This window comes from Neobacillus niacini (genome assembly GCF_000759675.1).
Classification (GTDB): Bacteria; Bacillota; Bacilli; order Bacillales; family Cytobacillaceae; genus Neobacillus; species Neobacillus niacini_A.
This window is the reverse complement of record NZ_BAWM01000003.1, coordinates 1-24,374: the sequence shown is the minus strand read 5'-3', so window position 1 is coordinate 24,374 and position 24,374 is coordinate 1. Positions and strand designations below refer to the sequence as shown.

At 39.2% G+C, this 24,374-nt stretch carries 23 protein-coding genes; 11 read left to right on the top strand and 12 right to left on the bottom strand.

Annotated elements, in window-relative coordinates; genetic code table 11:
- Nucleotides 1-178: 178 nt before the first annotated feature.
- Nucleotides 179-679: a DinB family protein gene (locus tag TR08_RS00760; protein WP_045515079.1), complete on the top strand. Its 501-nt coding sequence runs from the start codon at nucleotides 179-181 to the stop codon at nucleotides 677-679.
- A 117-nt stretch (nucleotides 680-796) separates the two neighbouring features.
- Here TR08_RS00760 and TR08_RS00755 read toward each other — a convergent pair whose 3' ends face one another.
- A complete protein-coding gene (locus tag TR08_RS00755; RefSeq protein WP_152597308.1) occupies nucleotides 797-1,516 on the bottom strand; it encodes a GNAT family N-acetyltransferase in 720 nt (239 codons plus the stop codon).
- Nucleotides 1,517-1,530: 14 nt separating this feature from the next.
- The gene (locus TR08_RS00750; protein ID WP_045514939.1) at nucleotides 1,531-2,640 is read right to left on the bottom strand and encodes a mandelate racemase/muconate lactonizing enzyme family protein; all 1,110 of its coding nucleotides are present in this window, start codon (nucleotides 2,638-2,640) and stop codon (nucleotides 1,531-1,533) included.
- A gap of 72 nt (nucleotides 2,641-2,712) precedes the next feature.
- Between TR08_RS00750 and TR08_RS00745 the strand changes: the two genes are divergently transcribed.
- Nucleotides 2,713-3,963: a transcriptional regulator gene (locus TR08_RS00745; protein WP_045514937.1), complete on the top strand. Its 1,251-nt coding sequence runs from the start codon at nucleotides 2,713-2,715 to the stop codon at nucleotides 3,961-3,963.
- Nucleotides 3,964-4,006: 43 nt separating this feature from the next.
- Here the strand turns inward: TR08_RS00745 and nhaC are convergent, their stop codons facing one another.
- Nucleotides 4,007-5,428 (bottom strand): Na+/H+ antiporter NhaC, encoded by a 1,422-nt coding sequence (gene nhaC, locus TR08_RS00740; protein WP_045514935.1) that lies wholly within the window; start codon nucleotides 5,426-5,428, stop codon nucleotides 4,007-4,009.
- A gap of 176 nt (nucleotides 5,429-5,604) precedes the next feature.
- Complete coding sequence (locus TR08_RS00735) at nucleotides 5,605-6,702, bottom strand: amidohydrolase (RefSeq protein ID WP_045514933.1); 1,098 nt, start codon at nucleotides 6,700-6,702, stop codon at nucleotides 5,605-5,607.
- A 326-nt stretch (nucleotides 6,703-7,028) separates the two neighbouring features.
- Here TR08_RS00735 and TR08_RS00730 point away from each other — a divergent pair, with 326 nt between their 5' ends.
- From TR08_RS00730 to TR08_RS00710, 5 genes are all read left to right on the top strand, one after another.
- On the top strand, nucleotides 7,029-7,565 hold the full coding sequence (locus TR08_RS00730) for a ribonuclease H-like YkuK family protein (protein WP_045514930.1): 537 nt from the start codon (nucleotides 7,029-7,031) through the stop codon (nucleotides 7,563-7,565).
- Nucleotides 7,566-7,752: 187 nt separating this feature from the next.
- On the top strand, nucleotides 7,753-9,081 hold the full coding sequence (locus tag TR08_RS00725) for a UDP-glucose dehydrogenase family protein (RefSeq protein WP_045514928.1): 1,329 nt from the start codon (nucleotides 7,753-7,755) through the stop codon (nucleotides 9,079-9,081).
- A 19-nt stretch (nucleotides 9,082-9,100) separates the two neighbouring features.
- Entirely contained in the window at nucleotides 9,101-9,628 is a 528-nt protein-coding gene (locus tag TR08_RS00720; protein WP_081954305.1) for a phosphatase PAP2 family protein, read from the top strand.
- Nucleotides 9,629-9,661: 33 nt separating this feature from the next.
- Nucleotides 9,662-10,804, top strand: a complete 1,143-nt coding sequence (locus tag TR08_RS00715) for a glycosyltransferase family 4 protein (protein ID WP_045514926.1) — start codon at nucleotides 9,662-9,664, stop codon at nucleotides 10,802-10,804.
- A 26-nt stretch (nucleotides 10,805-10,830) separates the two neighbouring features.
- Nucleotides 10,831-11,814 (top strand): metal-dependent hydrolase, encoded by a 984-nt coding sequence (locus TR08_RS00710; RefSeq protein WP_045514924.1) that lies wholly within the window; start codon nucleotides 10,831-10,833, stop codon nucleotides 11,812-11,814.
- A 56-nt stretch (nucleotides 11,815-11,870) separates the two neighbouring features.
- On the opposite strand, the gene TR08_RS00705 is transcribed toward TR08_RS00710, so the two are convergent.
- Together TR08_RS00705 and TR08_RS00700 are read right to left on the bottom strand one after the other, a co-directional pair.
- The gene (locus TR08_RS00705; RefSeq protein ID WP_052427316.1) at nucleotides 11,871-12,971 is read right to left on the bottom strand and encodes a cytochrome-c peroxidase; all 1,101 of its coding nucleotides are present in this window, start codon (nucleotides 12,969-12,971) and stop codon (nucleotides 11,871-11,873) included.
- Between the two features lie 205 nt (nucleotides 12,972-13,176).
- Complete coding sequence (locus TR08_RS00700; RefSeq protein ID WP_052427315.1) at nucleotides 13,177-14,514, bottom strand: alkaline phosphatase; 1,338 nt, start codon at nucleotides 14,512-14,514, stop codon at nucleotides 13,177-13,179.
- Nucleotides 14,515-14,984: 470 nt separating this feature from the next.
- Here TR08_RS00700 and TR08_RS00695 point away from each other — a divergent pair, with 470 nt between their 5' ends.
- Nucleotides 14,985-15,674, top strand: coding sequence for a GNAT family N-acetyltransferase (locus TR08_RS00695; protein WP_045514922.1), 690 nt, complete (start codon nucleotides 14,985-14,987; stop codon nucleotides 15,672-15,674).
- Nucleotides 15,675-16,099: 425 nt separating this feature from the next.
- Here the strand turns inward: TR08_RS00695 and TR08_RS00690 are convergent, their stop codons facing one another.
- Nucleotides 16,100-17,563 (bottom strand): PAS domain-containing sensor histidine kinase, encoded by a 1,464-nt coding sequence (locus TR08_RS00690; protein ID WP_045514920.1) that lies wholly within the window; start codon nucleotides 17,561-17,563, stop codon nucleotides 16,100-16,102.
- A 206-nt stretch (nucleotides 17,564-17,769) separates the two neighbouring features.
- Between TR08_RS00690 and TR08_RS00685 the strand changes: the two genes are divergently transcribed.
- On the top strand, nucleotides 17,770-18,255 hold the full coding sequence (locus TR08_RS00685; protein ID WP_238579046.1) for a hypothetical protein: 486 nt from the start codon (nucleotides 17,770-17,772) through the stop codon (nucleotides 18,253-18,255).
- Nucleotides 18,256-18,321: 66 nt separating this feature from the next.
- Here the strand turns inward: TR08_RS00685 and TR08_RS00680 are convergent, their stop codons facing one another.
- Genes TR08_RS00680 through TR08_RS00660 form a run of 5 tightly spaced genes read right to left on the bottom strand, consistent with a single transcriptional unit; the run spans nucleotide 18,322 to nucleotide 22,305 of the window.
- Nucleotides 18,322-18,633 (bottom strand): antibiotic biosynthesis monooxygenase family protein, encoded by a 312-nt coding sequence (locus TR08_RS00680; RefSeq protein WP_045514918.1) that lies wholly within the window; start codon nucleotides 18,631-18,633, stop codon nucleotides 18,322-18,324.
- Between the two features lie 53 nt (nucleotides 18,634-18,686).
- Nucleotides 18,687-19,634 (bottom strand): siderophore ABC transporter substrate-binding protein, encoded by a 948-nt coding sequence (locus tag TR08_RS00675; RefSeq protein ID WP_045514915.1) that lies wholly within the window; start codon nucleotides 19,632-19,634, stop codon nucleotides 18,687-18,689.
- A gap of 19 nt (nucleotides 19,635-19,653) precedes the next feature.
- Nucleotides 19,654-20,415 (bottom strand): iron ABC transporter ATP-binding protein, encoded by a 762-nt coding sequence (locus TR08_RS00670; RefSeq protein WP_045514913.1) that lies wholly within the window; start codon nucleotides 20,413-20,415, stop codon nucleotides 19,654-19,656.
- On the bottom strand, nucleotides 20,412-21,362 hold the full coding sequence (locus TR08_RS00665; RefSeq protein ID WP_045514911.1) for an iron chelate uptake ABC transporter family permease subunit: 951 nt from the start codon (nucleotides 21,360-21,362) through the stop codon (nucleotides 20,412-20,414). Before TR08_RS00665 ends, TR08_RS00670 begins: the two co-directional genes overlap by 4 nt.
- Nucleotides 21,355-22,305, bottom strand: coding sequence for an ABC transporter permease (locus TR08_RS00660; protein ID WP_045514908.1), 951 nt, complete (start codon nucleotides 22,303-22,305; stop codon nucleotides 21,355-21,357). Before TR08_RS00660 ends, TR08_RS00665 begins: the two co-directional genes overlap by 8 nt.
- Nucleotides 22,306-22,759: 454 nt before the next feature.
- On the opposite strand from TR08_RS00660, the gene TR08_RS00655 reads away from it, so the two are divergent.
- Nucleotides 22,760-23,386, top strand: coding sequence for a C39 family peptidase (locus TR08_RS00655; protein WP_045515062.1), 627 nt, complete (start codon nucleotides 22,760-22,762; stop codon nucleotides 23,384-23,386).
- Nucleotides 23,387-23,792: 406 nt separating this feature from the next.
- The gene (locus TR08_RS30640) at nucleotides 23,793-24,266 is read left to right on the top strand and encodes a peroxiredoxin family protein (protein WP_238579045.1); all 474 of its coding nucleotides are present in this window, start codon (nucleotides 23,793-23,795) and stop codon (nucleotides 24,264-24,266) included.
- Nucleotides 24,267-24,374 lie beyond the last annotated feature (108 nt).

Sequence of the window (24,374 nt, the reverse complement as noted above, 5' to 3'; positions counted from 1 at the left end):
TCCTTTGTTTTCTATGCTGTACGTCATACACTATGTTCTATACTATGCATCATACACTATTATTGTTCACACAACAATTCACAATCAATAATATTTTTTCATTGCCGCTTAGAAGGAATATTTTTCATAAAGGTGAATATAAACAGTATTGAATGTTCATTTGAGGAGCGTGGTTGATATTAATGTAAAGGTTATAGAGAGTCTAACGGCAACGAGGAATAGGCTGGTAAATGAAATTTCTGGTCTAAGCTATGAAAATCTGAATAAAAAGCCTGACACCGATACATGGAGCGTAGCTCAGGTGTGCCATCATTTGTACTTAACCGAAAGTGTCTTCACACAGGCAATCATTTACGGACTTAATAAAGTCAATGGAAGAAAAGCTGAGACAAAGCCGATTCAGCTGACAGCTGACCGCACTCAGAAGGCAAAAGCACCTGATATGGTTGTGCCTGGCATTGAACCGTTGGAGTTTCAGCAAATTACAGAGCTTTTGAATCATTCAAGAAACCTATTTTTCGAGTTTTATAATCAGCTAGAAGACAAGTCGATCCTAAAAGAAAAATCTACAAAGCACCCACTCTTCGGTTATTTGCCGCTAGACCAATGGGTGGAATTGATTTATCTCCATGAAGAGCGGCATATCGAGCAAATCAAGGAAATTAAATCTCGACTATAAAAAAAGGTGCCTGTCACCAAACCTTGGTAACAGGCAAAGAGATGTTTATTTCTTTTAATAAAATTCCTTAATTTAGCATCATCACAAAACTGTCCACCAGAGGCGTACAAATGTACATTAGCAGTGCCTGTCACCGTCATATACATAAACCACCCAATGTGCTCCTTCGTCTTCTTCCATCCTTACAGCTTGCCAGCCTTGGGAGATTATACGTTTTTGAACTTCTATATCTCCCATCTTTATTCGGGTGCTTTCCTGGAAAAGTGTTGCTTTCTCTTCGGTTTCTTCGAGGTCTTTGACAAAGATATAACGCAAGCTGCCACCGTATTTTTCTTTTAGACCCGCTATTCTCATTCCTTGGGCAAACTTATCCTTTAGGCTTGGAATGTTAAATGGGGCAACCGTGCAGCAAATATAACGGAAATGTTGAATATCCTTTCCTAACTCTTCCATAATTCTTGCTGCTAGAATCTTTTGCAAATGGTTCCCTCGATAGTCAGGAAGTACATTTGAAATCTCCTGATAAAGAACCTTTCGCAGTTCATTTTCTGCTAAACCAATATCCCTTCCTAAGTGTTCTTCATCGATTGGTGGAATGAGGAGTGCTCGAAAGGCTATTAGGTCATTGCCCACAAATGCACCAATCATCAAGCCCTTCCCTTCTAAGATATACTGATACTCTTCCTTCGTAAGAGGCTGAAGTATTCCTGGACCTTCCATCGCTTGTACAACTTGCTTCTGCACCTCTAAAATTTCTTCTAAGTCTTCAGCATCCAATTTTCGCACCTTAAAGGGTAAATTTCCGTTTCTAAGTATTCCTTCATAAATCCAATTCAAGAACATTTCCTCCTTTATTGAACACTCCCCTGAAACACAGTTAACTCCATTAGCGTTTCCTCGTTAACTTCTACCCCTAACCCCGGCTTCTCTGTCAACCGGATAAATGGCACATCATATGCTAAATTGCCAACATCCTTAGAAAATTTCAATGGCCCTGTCAGCTCGACGCTTGTAATGATTTTCTTTGAAAAAGCAACATGGAAACCTGCTGCTGAACCTACTGAGGATTCAACCATCGAACCAATCTGGCACTCCATACCCGCTAATTCCGCTTGGTGCGCAAGCTTCACAGCCGGATATATACCGCCGCATTTCATTAGTTTTATGTTCACTTTATCCGCGGCGCGCTTTTGTATGATCTCCCGCATATCCCGCGTTCCCTTTAAACCCTCATCAATCATCATGGGAATCGTCGTTTTCGATTTCACTTCAACCATTCCGTCAATGTCATCGGCAACAACAGGCTGCTCCAGCCAATCAATGCCCAAATTACGCAATTGCTCTACTGCAGTTATTGTAGTGGCGCTATTTATCCATCCTTGATTCACATCTACACGGATGGCAATGTCCTCGCCTACTTGAGAACGAACCGCTTTTATTCGCTCAACATCTTTGCTTACTTTTGTCCCAACTTTCATTTTAAAAGATTGATAACCTATTTCCTTCATAAGAGCGGCCTCAGCAGCCATTTCTTCAGGTTCGGAGATACTAAGGACGTGGGTAATCGGAAATTCAGCATGATATCGACCACCAATAAGCTGATAAACTGGTTGCTGCAACTTTTTCCCCATTATATCAAAACAAGCAATATCAATAGCTGCCTTTGCAGTTGGGGCTCCATATATTGCCTTGTTCATCAATTCGTGAATCCGCTCAATTTCCATCGGGTTTTGCCCTATCAGGACGGGTCCTAAGGTATTCTTAATAATTTCGAATGTCCCTTCCCAAGTTTCTCCTGTCACATGTTCATCAGGCACGCCTTCACCATAGCCGACAATTCCCTCGTTCGTTGTCACTTTCACAATAATAGACGGCATATGGTTATAGGTGTGGTAGCTAACGATAAATGGTTCTTTTAAAGGCAAGTGGATAGCAAAAAGTTCAATTGACATAATTTTCATAATAATCATTCCTCTCCAAACAATAGTATGTTATAGTTGTCGTAAAATAGACGTTTTAGGGATGTGTTTAACTTGGCCACGAAAATTGCTGTCATAGGCTCAAGGGAGTTTTTTAAAAAAATCCATACCGTTGCCGCTCAAGTTCCTGATATTACAATTGAACCCTATATTTATCAACAGCCACAGGAAGCTGCTGAACTTATTAGAAATTTAAAGCCTTGTGATGTGGTCTTTTTCTCAGGAGCCCTTCCTTACTATTTTTCAAAAAAGCACCTTGAGAACCTTACTCTACCAACGCTAATTCTAACCCAAGACGAAATAGCCGTTGCAGCTTCTTTACTTGCCATCACTCATAAAAGCAAAATACCATTTGAGCGGATTTCTATTGATTTGTTTGATGCTTCAAACATCAACCATGTTCTTTCGGAAAGTGAAATCAGGATTGAATCCTTAAAGATTATGGATTTTAAACAACAAATGCTTCAAGACAGTTTCAATTTAGAAAGTATCGTCCAATTTCACTTCAATCTTTGGGAACAGGGTGTAACCGAAACTGCTTTAACGAGTGTACATGCGGTTTATCACCACCTTCAATCTCTTGGTGTTCCTGCCATTAGAATGGCGGATCCGGAAATTTCCTTGCTGCGCGGTTTGCAAACAGCTAAAGATCAAGCAGATCTTTTTAAAAGTAAAGCCGCTCAAGTGGCTGTTGGTTACCTTTCAATTCAAGACCCGCAGCAAGAACAAATTGATAACCTTGTCCATTTGCTTAATGCATATATTCAGCCATTAAACGAAAACCTGTCTGTTCTTTATAGTACCCGTGGTGAAATGGATAAAAATCGCCTTAATGACTTTTTAGAAAAATGGCCAGGACCTATTATAGTTGGTTTTGGCTACGGTTCAACGATGAAAGAAGCAGACCAACACGCTAAGATTGCACTGCGTTTTGCTGAAAAAGAATTGTCCTCAAAATGCGGTTACATTCTGACCGAAGACAAGGAAATGGTTGGTCCCTTCCCATACGAGCATAAACAGTACAGTTTGAAAAATGACCATCCTGAGCTTTTACAAGTGGCAAAAGAAACGAAACTAAGTCCTTCCAATCTTTCTAAAATTCTTGAGTTCAGCAGATCAAGGCAGTCACTTCAATTTACGTCTGCAGATCTCACAGACTATCTCCAGGTTACCCGCCGCTCTACAGAACGGATTATTAAAAAACTTGTGGATCACGGTTATGTAAAGGTCGTCGGCGAAGAGATGGTGTATCACCAAGGACGTCCAAGAGCAATATATGAACTTACCATGTCTACTTATCTATAAAGGAAAAGGAAAGTTCCCATAGTGGTGAACTTTCCATATTTTTTTAAGCTGAAATTGTTGCTTCCTCTTCTTTTTTCAAAAGAAGCATTTCTTCAGGTGTCAATTTGGTAATGGTAATACCTGTTAACGCATAAAAGACTGAAATGATCGGCACAATGAAGTTCAATATTGCATATGGACCATAATCGATTGCATGTACTCCGAGAGTACCCAAGATAAATACGCCGCAGGTATTCCAAGGAATAAACACGGAAGTAAGTGTACCTCCATCTTCAAGTGCCCTCGATAAATTTTTTGAATGAAGGCCTTTATCACGATATGCCTTCGCATACATCCGTGATGGAATAACGATTGAAATATATTGCTCTGAACAAGTTGCATTTGTGGCGAAACAAGAAACCACCGTTGAAGCTACAACACCTCTTGCTGACTTAGCTAATTTAAGTATTTGATTAACAATTGCTTGAAGCATTCCTGAATTCTCTAGAATTCCTCCAAATGTCATTGCGACAATGGTCATTGATACTGTGTACATCATTGAGTCAAGACCGCCGCGGTTAAACAGGTTGTCCACCATTTCATTGCCAGTATCAATCACAAACCCACTTTGAAGCGCAGCAACTGCTGAGGACATCGTGCCGCCCTGGATCAAAACTTGAGAGAGGAATCCAAGCGTAATACCAATAATTAATGCAGGTATTGCGGGTACTTTTTTTGCTACCAAAACAATAACCAATAATGGAACAATTAATAAAAATGGCGAGATGACAAAGCTATCCTGGAGGACCCCTAAGGTTTTATCGATACTAGCTGTATCCATTCCTTCATTTCCAAACTTCCTGCCCATAAAACCATATATTACTAGGGTGATTATGATACCTGGAACGGTTGTATAAAGCATATGGCGGATATGAACAAACAAATCAGTTCCTGTCAGCCCTGAAGCAAGATTTGTCGTATCCGAAAGTGGTGACATTTTATCGCCAAAATAAGATCCTGAAATAATGGCACCAGCAATCATCGGTGCTGGAATTCCCATACTTAAGCCAATACCCATACCAGCTACGCCGATTGTTCCCATCGTTGACCATGAGCTTCCGATTGCCAGTGAAACAATCATACAAATAACTGTAATCGACACAAGGAAGAGGGATGGGGTAATAATCTTTAATCCATAATAAATCATTGTTGCAACAATACCGCCGCCAATCCAGGCACCGATCGTTAAGCCAACGAGAATGATGATAACAATAGCAGGTAATGCCAATCGAATCCCCTTATACATCATTTCTTCAATTTCTGACCATTTGTAGCCACAGCGCCAAGCAACAATTGCTGCAATTGATGTTCCAAAAATTAATGGAATATGTGGACCTTGTTCGAAAACAATGATCGTAATCCCCATTACCACTATCATGACTAAAAGTGGTATTATCGCCATTTTAAAAGTCATCTCTTTTTTCATACACATCCCCCACCCAAATTATATAGTAAATATTGACAGCGCTTACTTTTTTGAAAATTATTAATTGTCGTTAAATAGTCGGTAATTATATTTTAAACACTTGATAAATTCCCGTCAACGTAAATTTTTCACAATTCAGAAAAAAATGCGATGCATGATTGCATCGCACTCCTTCTTTATGCTTTTAACAGCGTTTCAGCAAGTATACGTGCCCCAAGGTCAAGGGCAGATGGGTTAAAGGTCATTTTAGGATGATGTAACCCTGGTTGTAGGTCAGCTCCCACACCAATCATCGCTGCTTTCAATTTTGGATTCTTGATAGTATAAAAATGAAAATCATCACTTCCGGAAGTGATTACTGACGGTGAAAGCGCCTCTTGGCCCGCAACACTTAGAATCGCTTCTTCGGCAATCGCTTCGGCTTCTGCAGAAACCTCTGCTCCAGGTGTAAAATCGCTCCATTTCCATTCGATATCGACCCCATAAAGGTCTATTAAGCTGTTAATTCCGTGATCGATTTTGTCCTTGAGTTTTTCTAGGTCTTCATTTTTTTGCGCACGAACATCAATAGCAAATTCCGCAGAACCTGGGATAATGTTTAAGCTCTCACCACCAGCAATAACTTTTGTAAGTTTTGCAGAATAGGCTTCGAACGGTGATAGATAAATAGATTTGACGAACTGTTGCAGTCCAACAATCACGTCTAGAGCATTTTTGCCTTGGTGCGGCCTGGCACCGTGTGCGTCTTCACCGAGGACTTTACCTTCTAGAAAGATAGCCGCTCCGTGATGAATAGATGGAGAAATTCGACCCATAGGAAGTTCTTCTATTGGACGAAGGTGAATACCGAATAAGTGACTCACCTTATCAATGGCTCCCCTCTCAATCATCGCTATCGAACCGTTTCCTTTTTCCTCAGCTGGCTGAAAAATAAAACGCACCTTTTTCGTGAGAGGCTTGTCTTTCAAATAATGAAGTGCACCAAGTACCATTGAGATAATGGCGTCGTGACCACAGGAGTGGTTCCCCTGCCAAACTCCGTCCACCTCCTGCCATAAAGCATCTATTTCCGCTCGGACAGCTATCACTTCTTCTCCCTCGCCGATTTCCGCTATAAGTCCGGTTACATCAGAAAAACGACGATATTCTATGCCAAGATTATCCAAAATATCTGCAATTGCTTGTGTTGTATTAACCTCTTTCCAGCTAACCTCGGGGTGATCATGGAAATGTTCAAACCAAGCCAAAATCTGTCTTTCGAAATTTTCTGTCATTTTTACACACTCCTATTCATTCAAAAACAACTAAAGTCATAGTACAACAAAAGAACTCGTTCCTACAATGTTTTTTAAAAAGGTGACAGGCACCACAGAAAGACACTGTCCACCTCAGGCGGACATTTCTCACTCATTTACAAAAAATTAATCTAAGTCATTACTGTCCGAAAAAAGCCTTATTAAGGCAAGTAAACTCGTATTGGACAACATTATTGGCTGCCTGTCCCATTACTCCTGCACAAGAATAATTTTTATTCCATAAAATAATATTAAGAATTGTTAGAGTAATTAATCATAACGAAAGGAAAGATGTGGTGTTCTAAATGAAAAATTATCAGGTTTTTGATTATTCGTTTCAGAATCTTCGAGAAAAAAGTATGTCGTTTGAACAGGTTTTCGAACACATTATAAAATTTATGAATTTAGCACCCAGCGGGAATTATCGCTTAATGGTCGGAACGGATTCACAGGTTCATAAACGACATACCATTTTTATTACGGGTATTGTCATTCAAAATGAGGGTAAAGGTGTTTGGGCTTGTATTAGGAAGATTGTGATCCCGAGAAAAATGACGCATCTGCATGAGCGGATTTCCTTTGAGCTCTCATTAACAGAGGACATCGTTGCTTTATTTACTGAGGAAAGAAAGACTCGGTTAATCAATATCGTACTTCCCTTTGTCTATCAAGGGGCAACGTTCACTATGGAAGGTCATATTGATATTGGAGCCGGAAAACGCAACAAAACGAGGGAATTTGTGAAAGAAATGGTAGCACGAATGGAATCCATGGGGGTTGAGCCAAAAATTAAGCCAAATGCCTTTGTTGCCTCAAGCTATGCCAATCGGTACACAAAATAGGGACCTGAGCCATGTTGCGTTCACTAAAAAACGCACCAGGGCTCAGGTCTTTACTTTATTATAGTGAGGGCAAGCGCTAATTCCCTTCAAACTATACAAAGTCTTTACACACTTTTAACACTAGGTTAAGAAAAAATTCAAATTTTTCAGATAAAATTAATTAAACGCTATTATTTGGAGGGATATGATGAAGATTACAGTTGCAGGAGCAGGAAATGTTGGGTTAGTTACAGCAGTTGGTTTCGCTGAAGCTGGTCATCAAGTTACCTGCTTAGACACTCAAAAGGAGAAAATAGAAATACTCGAAAAAGGACACACACCATTCTTTGAACCTGGACTGGAACCTTTATTAGAAAAGAACCTCTCGAACGGACAACTCTGCTTTACTACGAACCCGAACCAAGCTTACTCAGATGCCGACATCATTTTTATTGCAGTTGGAACACCTGAAAAAAGAGATGGTGCAGTTGATCTATCTTATATTTATGCTGCTGCATATACCATTGCTAATACAATAAAGAAAGACGTAATTGTCTGTACTAAAAGCACTGTTCCCGTTGGAACAAATGATATCATCAAACAAATTTTTCTTCAGCGCAAGCCCCGTCACCTCAAGGTTGATGTTGTTGCCAATCCGGAATTTCTTCGCGAAGGGTCAGCAATAACAGATTTCTTTTTAGGTGATCGAATCGTAATTGGCGCTGATAACCATGAAGCTGCATCAATTATGGAACAGCTCTATCTGCCATTAAAAATACCGATCGTTGTCACTGATATTAGGAGTGCAGAGATGATTAAATATGCCTCCAATGCCTTTCTTGCAACGAAAATAAGCTTTATCAATGAAATTGCCAATCTTTGCGAGAGGGTTGGCGCAAATATTGAAGAAGTTTCTTATGGAATGGGAATGGATAAACGAATTGGGACTTCTAATCTTCAAGCGGGAATTGGATATGGAGGTTCATGCTTTCCAAAGGACACAAAAGCACTCGTTCAGCTGGCGGGAAATGTCCATCATCCCTTTAAATTGCTTGAGTCCGTCATAAAGGTAAATCAGCATCAGCACTCACTTCCAGTATTGAAGGTAAAAGAAATGTTCGGATCATTAAAAGGAAAAAAAGCAGCCTTGCTTGGGCTTGCTTTTAAACCAGAAACAGATGATATCCGTGAAGCTGTTTCCTTAACCATTATTAAAGAATTACTTGAAGAAGGTTCAATAGTCACTGCTTTTGATCCAATTGCGATTCCCAATGCATATAAACTATTAGGCAATTCAATTGAGTACACAACGAGTATTCGCCAAGCGCTTAAAGGGGCTGACTTTGCTGTTATTGCAACTGAGTGGGACCAAATAAAGCACCTTCCATTGGATACGTACGTTGCCTATATGAATGAACCTATTGTTTTCGATGGACGAAATTGCTATTCCCTGAAAGATATGGGGCGGTACCCGATTACCTATGTATCCATTGGAAGACCAACTGTTACGAATCTAAAGCCAGCCCAACGACTTTAACATTGAGGGAGACACAATCATGATGAGAATAATCCAATCCTTTTATCACTTCGAATGCAGAGTATTTCAAGAGATCAATAGCCATTTTGATAAAAAATTTATTAATCTCTTTTTTCGTACGATTACTCAAATAGGAGGAGCATTCTTTATAAGTGTAACGACACTATTACTCATGATTTTATTAACGAGTCAAACTAGGCTTGCAGCGATTTCAAGCGCAGTAGCCTTGGCTCTAAGTCATATACCCGTTCAAGTGGTAAAGAAGCTTTTCCCTCGTAAAAGGCCTTATCTATTATTTGAAACAACAAAGATTTTACCTAATCCTTTGAAGGATCATTCTTTTCCATCTGGTCATACAACAGCCGTATTCTCAGTAATTGTCCCATTTGTTATTCTAAACCCTATTCTAGCAACTGTACTTATCCCTTTAGGACTATGTGTAGGAATTTCGAGAATCTATTTAGGTCTGCATTATCCATCGGACGTTATTGCAGGTGGAATTCTTGGATCATGCTTCGGCAGTCTCTGTTATTATTTTGTATCCTAAAAATGATTTAGAAATTGTCTAGGAGGGGTTTATATGAAAATCGCTATTTTCTCTGACACCTTTTATCCGGATGTAAACGGGGTTGCCAAAACCCTCAAAAAATTTACGCACTATCTTGAGGGTCAACATATTACCTATAAAGTCTTTGCACCTAATCCTGGTTCAAATGAATATGTTTCAGACCATATTCACCGGTTAAAAAGCCTATCCTTTTTCCTGTATCCGGAATGCCGCTTAGCTTTCCCAAACTTTATTCAAGTTAAGTCAGAAATAGAGCAATTCTCTCCAGATCTGATTCATGTAGCAACTCCGTTTACGGTTGGTCTTTGTGGTCTTTATTTTGCAAAAAAATTTAATATCCCAGTTGTCGGCTCCTATCACACCGATTTCAATGACTATTTACAGTTTTATGACCTTGAATTCCTTTCTAATCCTCTTTGGAAATACATGAAATGGTTTCATAGTCCATTAAAAAAACTCTTTGTCCCTTCTATTGACACACTTGAAAAACTGAAATGCCGTGGTTTTAGTAACCTAGAAATTTTTCCAAGAGGTGTTGATTGCCAGCTTTATCATCCAAATTATCAGAAAGAAGTTGTTCTTAACCGATACGAGATTCCCAAAAAATTTCTCCTTACCTTTGTTGGCAGGCTGGCACCCGAAAAAGATTTAAAAACTCTCATGAAAATCGCTAACTCTTTACCTCCTGAATTAAATAAACAGGTACATTGGTTAATTGCTGGGGATGGTCCCTTACTTGAGGAACTCAAAATGGCTGCACAGTCAAATATGACCTTTACAGGCTATTTGAAAGGAGTTGGATTAGCGGAGGTCTATTCAGCTACAGACCTATTTGTTTTTCCATCACCCACTGAAACCTTTGGAAACGTTGTCCTTGAGGCTCTTGCAAGTGGAACTCCGGTAATCGGGGCGAATGCTGGCGGTGTGAAGAATATTATTTCGAACGGCGTTACCGGACATTTGTGTGAGCCAGGTGATGCAGAGGATTTTGTTAACCGAATTGTTCAGTTGTTAGGCAATGGCCCTTTCCGACGTCAAATGGCGTTAAATGCTAGGAAGTATGCACTTACACAAAAGTGGGACCAGATATTTGAAAACTTGCTTAATCATTATTCTACCGTTATCGATGAACCCTCAAAGAAAATATATGCCTAAAGTAATCTCGGTAAGGAGGAATATGAATGGATACAGGTTCTCACATAATGATCGGCTTCGGTCTAGGTGCTCTCGCTCAAATAGATCCAGTAATTTCAAACAACAGCGCCTTATCAACAGCTGTCCTTATCGGGACAGTTGTGGGCTCTAATGCACCTGACTTTGATTTTATCTATCGATTGAAGGGGAAAAGTAGTTATTACCGAAATCATCGGGGATGGTCACATTCACTGCCTGCAATCCCTATTTGGGGCTTACTTACTGCCTCCCTCATTCATCTTTTCTTTCTAGGAACCTCATTTTCTCACTTATTGTTATGGACGCTGCTGGCTGTGATCATCCATGTTCTTACTGATTTGTTTAATGTAAATGGTACACAAGCTTTACGCCCATTTTCTCAAAAATGGCTTTCATTAGATTTCCTCCCCTTAATCGACCCATATATCATCATGCTCCATATTCTTGGGTTTAGCCTGCTTCCTTTTTTTGAAAATGGAAGGATCTTTACTTTCATTTATTTAGCTATGGTTTTTTACCTGATATTTCGGTTATTTTCATCAAATTTTATAAAATGGAAGATTACACAGCATTTTCAAAATGCACTCTTGGTAAAAATCATTCCTAAAACATCCCCATTCCACTGGAATATTATCATTAAAACAAATCAGGACTTTTTATTTGGTTCGTACTCAAAGGGGGAATTATGGATAGAGCATACTTTTTCAAAGAAAATAGACTACCCTAGGTTAGTAATGGATAGCAGTCAGAACCCTCAGGTTGAAAGCTTTATTAGAAGTAACCCTTTCGCCTACCCTTTTGTTCAAAAGAGAAAAAATGGCTATTTCATTTATTGGAAAGACCTTCGTTTCCGGTCAAAGAAGTTTTTTCCTCAGCTTGCTATCATGCTCATCTCTTTAGATTATCAAAACCAAGTATCCTATACTGGTAAATTAACCTCTATTAAACATTATAAAAAGGTAATTAAAAAGTTGGAAACCTCAATAAAATAAAGTCATGAGCCCCCTTGTAATTACCTAGACTCAAGGGGGCTCATGACTTTCTATTATTATGGGAGTTCTGGTTTTGTGAAAATTGGCGGCTCTCCGCCCAAGGTTTTTAAAAAGGCTAGTAAATCTTCCTTTTCCTGGTCAGTTAAACCAATAGGACTCATAAATTTTTTGATAAAAAAGCTCTTATTGGGGTGGCTATCCCCGCCACGGTCATAATAATCGATTACTTCCTCAATGGTTGCAAGACTGCCATCCCGCATGTATGGTGCAGTATGGGTAATTCCATATAATCCAGGGGTGCGAATTCTACCTAAATCCCCTTCTTGTCCCGTTACTGCTTCCCGTCCTTTATCCTCTGTATTGAGACCTATATTGTAATAATTGTTATCAGAAAGGTTCGGCCCATTGTGACAGGTCACGCAAAAGGCTTTTCCTGTAAACAATCGGAGCCCGCTGACTTCTTGTTTCGTTAATGCCTCTGTATCCCCTTCAAGGAACCTGTCATAAGGAGTATCCTTTACAACAATTTGTCTTTGAAAAGCGGCAAGGGCTTTTGCAATATTTTGTTCTGTTATTCCGTCATTAAAAGCAGCTTGAAAACGTTCTTGGTAGCCTTTTATGGCTGATAACTCTTTAATAAGTTCATCAAGTGGCTGATTCATCTCATCAGGATTTTGAATAGGTCCCAGCGCCTGTTCCTCGAGAGAAGCCGCACGACCATCCCAAAAGTTGGACGTGTAATAGCCTGAATTAATCACAGTCGGGCTATTCCTTGCTCCATTGCCGCCTGCAAATTTATCAAAAGTCGGTTTCGCGTCGCCATAACCCAAGTTCGGGTCATGACAAGTTGCGCAGCTAACTTGATTGTTTCCTGAAAGTCTCGGATCAAAAAATAACGCTTGACCCAGTTCAAGTACTTCCGAATTCATCGGATTATCCTCAGGAATCGGTACATCCCCTATTGGAATAAGTGTTGTATGTTTCCTAAGGCTGGTTAGAAGCTCCTCAGGAGTTATCTCACTCGCTTGTCCTTCCTCCTGCCTCTCAGTTGGAAGATTAGTTGGAGCTGGAGCCTTAACCTTCTCCTTCTCTCCACACGCCGACAATCCCACGCATAATAAAAAAGTTATAACTGCGCCCTTCACTAGTTTATTCATAAATAGAGTGCTCCTCTGAATTTTTATCCCACCACCATTATAAAATTGGTTTAATTAAAAAAGAGCACCCGAATGTGAAGAATTTAGCAAACGTTACATTTAGAATAATCAACTGTCCGCCTGAGGTGGAAAGTGTCCACGAGCGGTGCCTGTCACCATGGTGTGCCACCACGGTGACAGGCACCGAACAAGCACCGATAAGTAGTCATTTAAGGATATCGAAGATGATTTTGGCGTGGTCGGTGTTGTCGATTTGTCCTTTGAAGCGCTCACTTCCTGGTCCGTAGGCGTAGACGTTTACGTCTTCACCGGTGTGTCCACCTGTTGTCCAGCCTGTGAAGGAGCGGAGGTTAATGATTTCTTCGATGGCATTGTCGATGTTTTTGGCTTTTTGTGTTCTTGCTGCTCTTTCAACTAATCTTATTTCGTTTTTTGTTAATGGAAGATCGATATATTTCGTTAAGGTTTCTATAACACCTGCTCCCTTGACTATTTTCACTGCCAAATAATCAGGTGTTCGCTTCACTTTTTTTATTTCAGAACTAAACCAATTGTATTGCCCTTGTGCACCTATCGTGAAACCTCCAGTTGAATGGTCAGCTGTTGCGATAACCAATGTGTGTCCATCCTTTTTCGCAAAATCAATAGCGACTTTAAACGCCTTCTCGAAATCTTCCATTTCACTCATTGCACCCACGATATCATTGTCATGAGCTGCCCAGTCAATCTGACTTCCTTCCACCATCAAAAAGAAGCCGTTCTCGTTCTTATTTAGCCGCTCGATTGCCGAAGCTGCCATGTCTGCAAGGGATGGAATATCGTTTGGACGATCAATCATTTTCGGCAGCCCACCTTTTGCAAATAGACCTAACACCTGAGTACGTTCGTCGTTTTTCATCTCTTTAAGGTTAGTTACATAGCTGTAGCCGTCTTTAACAAACTCTTCCACTAGGTTCCTATCTTTACGGATAAACCAATCTGAACCCCCGCCAAGTAATACATCTATTTTATGCCTCCCATTTACTAAATCCTGATAATAATCATCGGCAATCACGCTCATGCTTTTTCGCTGGGCAACATGTGCACCAAATGCTGCAGGAGTACCATGAGTAATTTGCGCTGTGGCAACAAGTCCAGTTCCTTTCCCTTTTTCCTTAGCCGCCTCAAGGACTGATTTCAATTTCGAGTGATCATTTCCGACACCAATTGCCCCATTATAGGTTTTCACACCAGTTGCCATCGCTGTTGCCGAAGCAGCAGAATCCGTTACATTATGCCTTGGATCATTCGGAAAGGTGGTCTGTTGACCAACAAGGTACGGACCAAACTCTGTTGATTCTAGTTCTAAAGTGGCTGGGTTATCTTTAAAATAACGATACCCCGATGTGAATGAAACACCCATACCATCACCAATCAGAAAAATAATATTTCTAATATCCCCATTACCTTCATTACCAGTGGCTCCACAGGTTCCCAAAAAACTTGTTAACGTAATGGATAAGCTGTTAGCCATGGTAAATATCCACTTTGCCAGCTGATTCATATGCTATTTTCCTCCAGATGTATTAAATGGTATTTATTATGGATCGAGGATGAGAAAATTATCCATTTCAAAAAGATTCTACTCTAATTACCCAATCACAATGATAGAAGTAGGAAGCGTTCCAAAATAATCAACACAAAATAATATATCTATAGAAAATCCCTAGGAACATGATTCCTAGGGATTTTTTTACCGATTAAATACATTTAAATCCAAAAAGGAAGGATCATCCTTAAGATTGCGATTTTCATCGGGAACGGTAACTTTTGATCTTTTTTGACGGTCAATTGTTTCCAATACAACCTCTGCGGACCTGCAAGACTTACGGCAATCTTCTATCTATTGGTGCCTGTCACCGCTCGTGGACACTGTCCGTCTGGTATGGACACTACTTATTCCTTCGATTCATCTGTCTTCATTTATCACTTTTGCCTGATTGTTGTATTATTAATATGGAGGAGGCTTTAATTATGAATATTAGCTGGGATGAGATTACTGAAGATAACTTAAGTTACATTGATAAGGTTTTTAATTTATATGATATAGTATTTCCACTAGTCGTGAGAGAACCTCATACTATTTTTTTAAATGGTTTACATTATGCACGGTATCGTAAGCCCAATAATTTTCGTTTCGTAATAGGTTTTGAAGGAGAAGAACTTATCTCCTTTGCAACAGGGCACTATTTAGAGGAAGTCAATTCAGGGTTTATTGTTTATATCGCAACAAATCCTCTAGTAAGAAGCAAAGGAATAGGTTCCAGAACATTAGCAAAAATGGAAGAGTTATTTAACAAAGACGCAATTGCAGCAGGAAACACTTCACTAAACGCAATCATTCTAGAAACAGAAACACAAGATTTGGTCCATACGAAAGAAGAAAAAGATAATTGCGAGAAGAGAAATGAATTTTATAAAAGGAATGCTTTTACAAAGTCTCAAGGAATCCCCTACCTTCAACCACCATTACATAATGAAGATGAGGCAATTCCACTTAATCTTTTTATAAAAAATCTGCAAAAGAATGAAAACAGCATAGAAGATATTAAAAAAATAATCCAAGCAATTTATAAAGAAAAATATTATTTTGTAAATGGGATTGATAAAAAGGTACTTAACAACTGTCTTTTGAAAATGGAGATGAATCAGAAATTAATATAAAGTTTCCAAAAAACAAGCCTGGTCCAAGTTGAACCAGGCTTTGTTCAGTATTATTTTTCCAATAAAGCATTGGATAGGAGGCTTGATGCCCCTTGACCGACCGCAATATACTTGCCACCTGCGTTCACAAAATCCGTAACGGAAACATCCTAGGAACCTTTGATTCTCTGTTATTTAAGGCGGCAGTTTTTGCAAACTTTGATTGTTTGGTTTGTTTCTGTTCTATACGGATATAAAAGCTTTATTCTTGTCCTCCCACACAAAGGACATGTCCCGCGGCCTCTTGATGGCAGGTAGTTAATTGTTTTCCCTCTGTTCCTCTTCGCCATTTTCAATCCATCCCTATCCATAATTGTCTTGTCTCTTTATCTAATGATGGACTGGCATAAAGATTGATAGGCATTTAATTGTTTTTTAACAAAATATTAAATACATTCAAATTCGATTTTTACGGTAGTTCCTTTTCCTTGCTGACTGTCTATTTTCATCGTACCGTTGTGTTCTTGCACTATCTTATTACTTACTGTTAAACCTAGACCGATTCCCTTGTCTTTTGTTGTATAAAATGGTGTACCTAAATACTTTAAGACTTCTTTATCAATACCAGGACCTTCATCCTTAAAAGCAATAACGACTCTCTTATTCTTCAATTTTCGAACTCCAATCGATACATTCCCTCCATGGGGCATGGATTCAATTGCATTTTTCAATAAATTTACAAAGACTTGTATGAGTTGATTAGGAGAACATAGGAGTTCAAGATTATCTTCTTTCGGATATTTAACCGTAACTTGGACATTATCAAGCATCGCTTGTGGACGTAGCACATTAATCGTACTATCTATGATTGAAATCAAATTCCCTCGCTCAAATTGAATAGCCTGGGGTTTGGCCAATGACATAAATTCATTGACGATCATATCAATACGATCTAGCTCATCTGACATAATCGATAGGTACTCATTTTGCTTTTCAGGAGAATTGGATGATTTCAATAGTTTTGAAAACCCTTTTAATGATGTCAAGGGATTTCTGATCTCGTGTGCAACCCCTGCTGCTAATTGACCAATAATAGAGAGGCGGTCTAAATTACGAAGTGCCGTATCATTTTCAATGCGTTCAGTAATATTTCGACTAACCGTAACATAGGAGTCAATCTCCATATTTCCATTGTAGACAGGGGATATAGTTGATTCTGAATAAAAAACTTTATTATCCTTTGTTTTCAATTTTAATTGTAATAGTTGAGGTTCTCCGGAATCATAAAGGTTCTTTGCCATCCTTTTCAATGACTCATGGTCCTCATCTTGGATAACATCTAATACATGCATACCCAGTAATTGTTCTGGTAAAAATCCCAATGCCTTTTCGTGAGAAGGTGAAGCATATAAAATCGTTTTATCCCTTGAATAAACCTTAATTAAATCCGATGCATTTTCCGTGATTAATTTGTATAATTCACGTGTTCTTTTTAATTCTCTTTCCATACTAATTTCTTTTGTGATATCACGATAGATTGCTGTTATCGCAATAATTTCTTCATTTTTATTTCGTAATGGAGAGTACGATACCGCAATGTCTAGGATGTGGCCATCTTTATGTTGACGCTGTGTGATCAAATTGGTAAAGGCTTTACCATTTTTCACTTGTGATAGGATTCCATTTAAACAAACTGGAATAGGAAGGTCACTCACTTTTCTTCCTATCACATCATCCTCGTTATAGCCAAAGATCCTAGTAAACATATGATTTATTCGAATAAACCTGTTCTCCATATCAATAATACAAATACCATCGACCGAACATCTTAGGAATAAATCAATCAACTCATCAGGATTAAATAAATCCGCAGTATCTTCACTGCCAAAAATCGGGTAACATTCCGCCATTACCATCTCTCCAAACACAACATTATTCTTTATTTCTCATTTTACAGAATTGAGAAACAAATGAAAGATATTTTTGAAAATGGGTGACAGGCACCGCCCGTGGACACTTTCCACCCCAGGTGGACAGTCAAAACTTTTTTTCACTGATTTTCTTCATTCATAGTGGACTTCCGTTGGTTCATATAATGGTCGATGGAGGTGGGGTTATGGTGAAGCGAGTGTTGACGGTGGTGGTGTTTGGCTTTTTGCTTGTTTTGGCTGGTTGTGGGGGACCTGTTCAGGATGACATTTTGAATTATATAAATGAGGAAATGAAGTCTGCACAGGATCTCGAGGATAAGGCGGTTTCTGCATATGAAGGTGTTGCTGGGGCCAATTATACAGATGACCAAACGATGTATGATGCCCTGGTAAACGAGGTCATTCCAAATTATGCTGAATTAATAACTGAACTAGAAACCGTAAGTATTGAAACAGAAGAGCTGAAAAAGGTCCATGAGATTTACCTTTCGGGTGCAAATCTCCAATTTAGTGCCTTTGAAAAAATTATTAAAGCGATTGAAAACCAAGATTCCAACATGATCGCTGAGGCCAATCAACTATTAGAAGAAGGACGTCTGCAAATCGAAGACTATAATGATAAGCTGGATGAACTGGCAAAAGAACATAACGTGGAAATCGAAAAAGAATAAACAGAAAAGGCTGACACGGTTCGATCACATCATGTGACCATTCGCGTCAGCCTCTCTCAATTTAATTTACCCTTTTACATAGTAAAGATCATGACTTGATTCAATGATATACTCAGGCTTTTCTGAACCAGCACCGCGCTTCGCCTTATGCCCGGCAATATGCTCTGGGCTCTTCTCCCAATTTTTCCAATCCTCTTCGGATTCCCATTGAACCATAACCATAACTTCCTCTTCACCACGGCGAACCTTTTTTACCAAAACCTGCTTTTCAAGGTATCCAGGCTGCTGAGCCATTAAACCACCTCGATTTGCAAAGCTCTCGACCACCTGGTCACTAAATCCCTCTTTCACTACAATTCTTCTTATTTGATAAAACATAAATATCCCTCCTCCTATAAATAAAGCCAGGTTTAATACCTGGCTCAAAATTTTTATATTGAAGCTTCGATCTCCTCAGCCATAAGTTTTACAGATTGTAATCCGCCGCCGCTAAGGTACCAAGCATCTGGATCAAGATAGATAATCTTATCTTCTTTAAAAGCTGTTGTCTTTTTAACAAGCTCATTTTCGATTACTTTTTCAGCACCAGCTTCGCCGCCTACTGCTGAGTTACGGTCAATGACAAACAATACGTCTGGATTTGTCTCCATAATGTATTCGAAGGTAATGCTTTGGCCATGCGTGGATACTTCAATTTTCTCATCCGCTGCTCCAAAACCAAACACATCATGAATCACACCAAAACGGGAGCTCGGTCCATAAGCACTTACTTTTCCTTCATTCGCTAAAACAATTAATCCTTTACTATCAAGTGCAGAAGCCTTTTTATTTAATTCATCAACACTTGCTTTGATCTCTTCTACAGCGCTAGCCACTTCAGCTTTCTTGTCAAAAATTTCACCTACAAGGTTCATATTTTTCTCGAAAGACTCCATGTATTTTGTATAATCTAATTCCACATACACTGTTGGAGCAATTTCTGCGAACTGTTCGTATAATTCAGCTTGGCGGGTAGTGATAAAAATTACATCAGGCTGCATAGCATGAATGGCTTCAAAATCTGGCTCTTTCAAGCTTCCAACGTTCGTATATTTCTCATCAGCATATTTTTCTAAGTACGCTGGAACGGCTGTTTGTGGAACTCCTGTTACCTCCACACCTAATTCATCTAATGTATCTAAAATACCAAAGTCAAAAACAACTACTTTTTCTGGATTTTTATCAATTTCTACTTCACCATACTTATGATCAATCGTTAACTTCTCTGCCGCTGCTGTTTTCGCTTCCGCTGGTTCTTCTTTACTTTCTTCCTTTGACCCACATGCTGCTAATACCAAAATCATTGAAAACAAAACAACTAAAAAACTCCACTTTTTCATTCTTAAATCTCTCCTTTTATTATGAACTGAAATAAACACAGATTCTGCAGCTACCTATTTCCTGGATTGGAATATCCATATCGTAAATTTCTTTTAATGCGTCTGACTGAATAATCTCTTCTGTCGGACCATCCTTCACGACCTTACCATCCTTCATCGCTACAATGCGATCAGAATAAACGGAAGCAAAATTGATATCATGAAGCACGATGACAACCGTTTTTCCCAGCTCATCCACAAGCCGGCGTAAGATTTTCATAATTTGAACAGAATGCTTCATATCTAAGTTGTTCAATGGTTCATCAAGCAATATATACTCTGTATCCTGTGCGATAACCATCGCAATAAAGGCGCGCTGTCGCTGACCTCCAGATAACTCATCTAAAAAGCTATCTTGCATTTCGGTTAGGTGCATATAGTCTAGAGATTGATCAACAATTCGTTCATCTTCCTCCGTTAACCGTCCCTTCGAGTAGGGAAAGCGTCCGAAGGATACTAGTTCTCTAATCGTAAGACGAACATTCATATAATTGGACTGTTTTAATATCGACACCTTCTTGGCGAACTCATTGGACTTCATTTTTTTTACATCAAATTTGTCAATCAGCACTTCACCTGTATCTGAATCAAGAAGACGGCTTACCATTGATAGTAAAGTTGATTTACCTGCCCCATTCGGACCGATAAAGCTCGTGATTTTCCGCGGCTGAATATCAACGGTTACATCCTCTACAACGGGCTTTTTACCATATAACTTTGACAAAGCTCGGACTTGAATCATGCAGCTTTCCTCTCCTTTAGCAGTAAATAGATGAAATACACTCCACCGATAAAGTTAATAATGACACTTAACGTTGTCGAAAAAGTAAAGATTCGTTCGACCACCCATTGCCCGCCTACGAGAGCGATGATGCTCATAAAGATCGCGCCTGTGATCAGTGTGGTGTGTTTGTATGTTTTGAAGAATTGATACGACAGATTGGCTACAATTAAGCCAAAAAAGGTAATGGGTCCTACTAAGGCAGTCGAGATCGAGATGAAGACTGCTACGATCACAAGCATTTTTTTAACGATTGAATCATATGGAACCCCTAAATTAATCGCTGTAGCACGGCCTAATGACAACACGTCTAAATACTTTAAAAAACGCCATGCATAAATCATCACAAGTGAGACGATGATAATCGCCAGCCAAACTAAATCTGAATTGATATTATTAAAGCTTGCAAACATGCGGTCTTGAACAATCTGAAACTCATTTGGGTCAATCAATACCTGAAAAAACGTTGAGATACTTGAGAAAAATGTTCCTACTATGATTCCGACAAGTAATAAAAAGTAGATAGGCTGATTGCCGTTTTTAAATAGAAACTTGTATAAAAGTAGTGCAAATACGATCATAACCACTACTGAGATTAAAAAATTCACCTGTTTATTGACCATAATCATGTGGCCGGAGCCTAAAAAGAAGATAATCAACGTTTGCAACAATAGATATAGTGAATCCAATCCCATAATGCTTGGTGTTAAGATTTTATTATGAGTTATGGTTTGGAAAACAACCGTTGCATAAGCAATCGTGACTCCCGTTAAGACCATTGCTAGAACTTTTATCGTTCGTTTTGGAAGGGCATATCCAAAGCTTCCGTTTAATTCATGAAATAAATAGATGGCACAAAAGCCGGCAGCAATGAAGGCTAGGACAAGTAATTTGACTGAGTTACGCATATGCCTTCCTCCGGAACAGTAAGTATAAGAAAATTCCGCTTCCAATTACCCCAACCATAAGACTGATTGAAATTTCGTAAGGGTAAATGAGCACCCTGCCCAAAATATCACAAATCAGAAGGAAGATGGCTCCAAGGATGGCCGTATGCGGCAATGTTTTTTGCAAATGATCACCTTTAAAAATCGATATGATATTTGGAATAATTAAGCCTAAAAACGGGATGATTCCTACTGTCAAAACAACTGTTGTCGTAACCAGAGCTACCAGTATGAGCCCGATATTTACAACACGCCGATAGGCAAGCCCGAGATTTTTTGAAAAGTCCTCACCCATTCCAGCTACTGTAAAGCGGTTAGCGTAGAAATAAGCAATAATTAAAATCGGAATACTTATGTAAAGCAATTCATATCTGCCCTTCATAATCATTGAAAAATCTCCCTGCAGCCAAGCAGACATATTTTGAATGACGTCAGCTCGATACGCAAAAAAAGTTGTCACAGAGGACAGTATATTTCCGAACATTAAACCGACAAGCGGTATGAAAATGGTATCCTTAAACTTAATTCGATCTAGAATTTGCATAAAAACAAACGTACCAGCAAGCGCGAAAGCAAAGGCTACTGCCATTTTTTCAAGCATGGATGCATTTGCAAACAACAGCATAGAGACAAGGATACCAAGCCGGGTTGCGTCTAGTGTTCCTGCGGTAGTCGGTGAAACAAATTTGTTCCTGCTGAGCTGCTGCATAATCAAACCAGCAATACTCATTCCAGCTCCTGCGAGCAATATTGCAACGAGCCTTGGCAGTCTGCTGATAAGGAAAATTTGGGTCTCCTCGGATCGGACATCCAACAAGTCCAATGGTGATATACTGCTAACGCCAACAAACAAAGACGCAGCAGATAAGACTATTAATGCTAGTAGTAAATATCTTTTCTTCATGGCAGTCCCCAACATTTCTATTTTTCTATCATTATCAATCTAATTGAGAATAATTATCACCGATTAATAAAATAAATGACAATGAAAATCATTATCAATGTCTTATACATTTGATTATAACAGTGTATTTTGTCTAGTCAATAAACAAATGCGAACTATTTTCACTGATTTCTGAATAATTTGTGACATAAAGATGCTGTCAACCTCGTAAATCTCAAATAGGAAGATATTCATAATTCCTACGCTAAACCTTTGGAAGAGGAGAAATCTATTTTGGTGGAGAAGAGTAAATAAGTCCGAGAAATAGAAGAGTAATCAGAAAAAAAGGAGGGGCTTACATGAATAATCGTCAACAAAAAAAATAATATTGTTAAGCCTCCTATTAATCTTTCCAATTTACCATGCTTCCATTTCTCCCATAAAAACCAGTGCTGAATATAGAGCAGATTCCCATATGGACAGGACCTTAGTTGTATATCAAAAGGAACCCATAATGAAAGAAAGTATCCTTCTATCCGTTCCAAACTTCATGCAATTTCCTGAACTACCCCGAGGCTGTGAAGTGACAAGCTTGGCAATGTTATTAAATTATGCTGGTGTTTCAGTTGATAAGCTTACGCTGGCGAACGAGATTACAAAGGTTCCTTACCAACAAGACGGTTTTTATGGAAATCCACATAATGGTTTTGTCGGCAATATGTATACATATAATCACCCCGGATTATCGGTTTACAACGAAGCAGTGGAAGAACTTGCACATAAATATTTGCCAAACCAAATAGACAATTTTTCTGGAGAGGATTTTAACTCTGTCAAAAAGAAGCTAAACGAGGGTAAACCCGTTTGGGTGATAATTGGGAGCACCTATACCTTTTTACCAGAAGAACACTGGGAAACATGGAATACAAAAGAAGGTGAAATCAAAATTACCCGTAAAGTCCATTCTGTTCTTGTAACCGGCTATGATGAGAACAACGTATATTTTAATGATCCCTTTTTTCCTGACCAAAATAGATCCGCTCATTTAAAAGATTTTGTTACCAGCTGGACCCAATTTGGGAGCCAGGCCATATCCTATTAGATAGAAAAGCGGAAGTGCCTTGTCCAGGGAAAAATGCAGTTCAATTTTTCCTAGGGGCGACAGGCATAAGACGAGCCGGCGAGAAGGTTGGTCTTTACCTTCTTGACGGATTGTCAGAAATGTGGAGGCGACTGCCCTGGGACGAAGGCATAAGACGGACCCTGCAAGAAGGCGCTCTTTGCCTTCTTCAGGTGGTGGCTTATGACTCGAGTCCCAAGGAGCCGCAACTAGACAAGCTTATGACCCCGTGCCCCTAGGCTGCTTGCGCTAGACAATTCCCAAAGTTGGAAAATTAAAACTTTGTTATTTTTATAGATGGTGTTAGCATCCATCTTTTTGTCTAATTCATGCCGAAGTTGGAAATCCTACCGAAGGAAGCTATGTTTCAAAAAGAGGAGGATTTTTCATGGAAGTAACCTTGAAGGCTGGGGATACTGCCCCTGATTTTTCATTACCTGCAACAACAAAGGACCCCCTTTCTCTTGCTGATTATCGAGGAAAGATGAACGTAGTTGTAGCCTTTTATGGAATGGATTTTACTCCCGGCTGAATTAAAGAAATATCCTCTTGGAAAGAGGATTACAAAAGATTTGAACAGCTAGGTGCAGAAGTTATTGGAATCAGTGCGGATCATATTCATTCGCACAGAGTTTTTGCCGCCAGTATGGGGACATTGCCTTATCCACTAGCTTCCGATTGGCGCAAGCAGACAATCAAAGACTACAAGGTGTTTAACGAAAAAGGTGAAGTCGCTATCCGCTCGGTCTTTGTTGTCAATAAAGATGGAATCATTATCTATATGAACACCTCCTTTAAAGCAGACAAGAAAGAAGATTATGAAGCTGTTTTTTCAGAACTTGAGAAATTAACAAAAGCATGACATAAAAACATCTCCCGATTGTTCGGAGGGCACTGAAAAACTTACGTTTTTAGAAATGTAAGCATGGTCTAGACAAAAAAACGGCAATTTCTTGTTCGATTTTGAACA

What these genes read in the sequence shown, in the direction of transcription:
- TR08_RS00750 (WP_045514939.1), bottom strand. Translation starts at nt 2,640, where the DNA reads ATGAAAATTATGTCAATTGAACTTTTTGCTATCCACTTGCCTTTAAAA.
- nhaC (WP_045514935.1), bottom strand. Translation starts at nt 5,428, where the DNA reads ATGAAAAAAGAGATGACTTTTAAAATGGCGATAATACCACTTTTAGTC.
- TR08_RS00735 (WP_045514933.1), bottom strand. Translation starts at nt 6,702, where the DNA reads ATGACAGAAAATTTCGAAAGACAGATTTTGGCTTGGTTTGAACATTTC.
- TR08_RS00730 (WP_045514930.1), top strand. Translation starts at nt 7,029, where the DNA reads ATGAAAAATTATCAGGTTTTTGATTATTCGTTTCAGAATCTTCGAGAA.
- TR08_RS00725 (WP_045514928.1), top strand. Translation starts at nt 7,753, where the DNA reads ATGAAGATTACAGTTGCAGGAGCAGGAAATGTTGGGTTAGTTACAGCA.
- TR08_RS00720 (WP_081954305.1), top strand. Translation starts at nt 9,101, where the DNA reads ATGATGAGAATAATCCAATCCTTTTATCACTTCGAATGCAGAGTATTT.
- TR08_RS00715 (WP_045514926.1), top strand. Translation starts at nt 9,662, where the DNA reads ATGAAAATCGCTATTTTCTCTGACACCTTTTATCCGGATGTAAACGGG.
- TR08_RS00710 (WP_045514924.1), top strand. Translation starts at nt 10,831, where the DNA reads ATGGATACAGGTTCTCACATAATGATCGGCTTCGGTCTAGGTGCTCTC.
- TR08_RS00705 (WP_052427316.1), bottom strand. Translation starts at nt 12,971, where the DNA reads ATGAATAAACTAGTGAAGGGCGCAGTTATAACTTTTTTATTATGCGTG.
- TR08_RS00700 (WP_052427315.1), bottom strand. Translation starts at nt 14,514, where the DNA reads ATGAATCAGCTGGCAAAGTGGATATTTACCATGGCTAACAGCTTATCC.
- TR08_RS00695 (WP_045514922.1), top strand. Translation starts at nt 14,985, where the DNA reads ATGAATATTAGCTGGGATGAGATTACTGAAGATAACTTAAGTTACATT.
- TR08_RS00690 (WP_045514920.1), bottom strand. Translation starts at nt 17,563, where the DNA reads ATGGCGGAATGTTACCCGATTTTTGGCAGTGAAGATACTGCGGATTTA.
- TR08_RS00685 (WP_238579046.1), top strand. Translation starts at nt 17,770, where the DNA reads ATGGTGAAGCGAGTGTTGACGGTGGTGGTGTTTGGCTTTTTGCTTGTT.
- TR08_RS00680 (WP_045514918.1), bottom strand. Translation starts at nt 18,633, where the DNA reads ATGTTTTATCAAATAAGAAGAATTGTAGTGAAAGAGGGATTTAGTGAC.
- TR08_RS00675 (WP_045514915.1), bottom strand. Translation starts at nt 19,634, where the DNA reads ATGAAAAAGTGGAGTTTTTTAGTTGTTTTGTTTTCAATGATTTTGGTA.
- TR08_RS00670 (WP_045514913.1), bottom strand. Translation starts at nt 20,415, where the DNA reads ATGATTCAAGTCCGAGCTTTGTCAAAGTTATATGGTAAAAAGCCCGTT.
- TR08_RS00665 (WP_045514911.1), bottom strand. Translation starts at nt 21,362, where the DNA reads ATGCGTAACTCAGTCAAATTACTTGTCCTAGCCTTCATTGCTGCCGGC.
- TR08_RS00660 (WP_045514908.1), bottom strand. Translation starts at nt 22,305, where the DNA reads ATGAAGAAAAGATATTTACTACTAGCATTAATAGTCTTATCTGCTGCG.
- TR08_RS00655 (WP_045515062.1), top strand. Translation starts at nt 22,760, where the DNA reads ATGGACAGGACCTTAGTTGTATATCAAAAGGAACCCATAATGAAAGAA.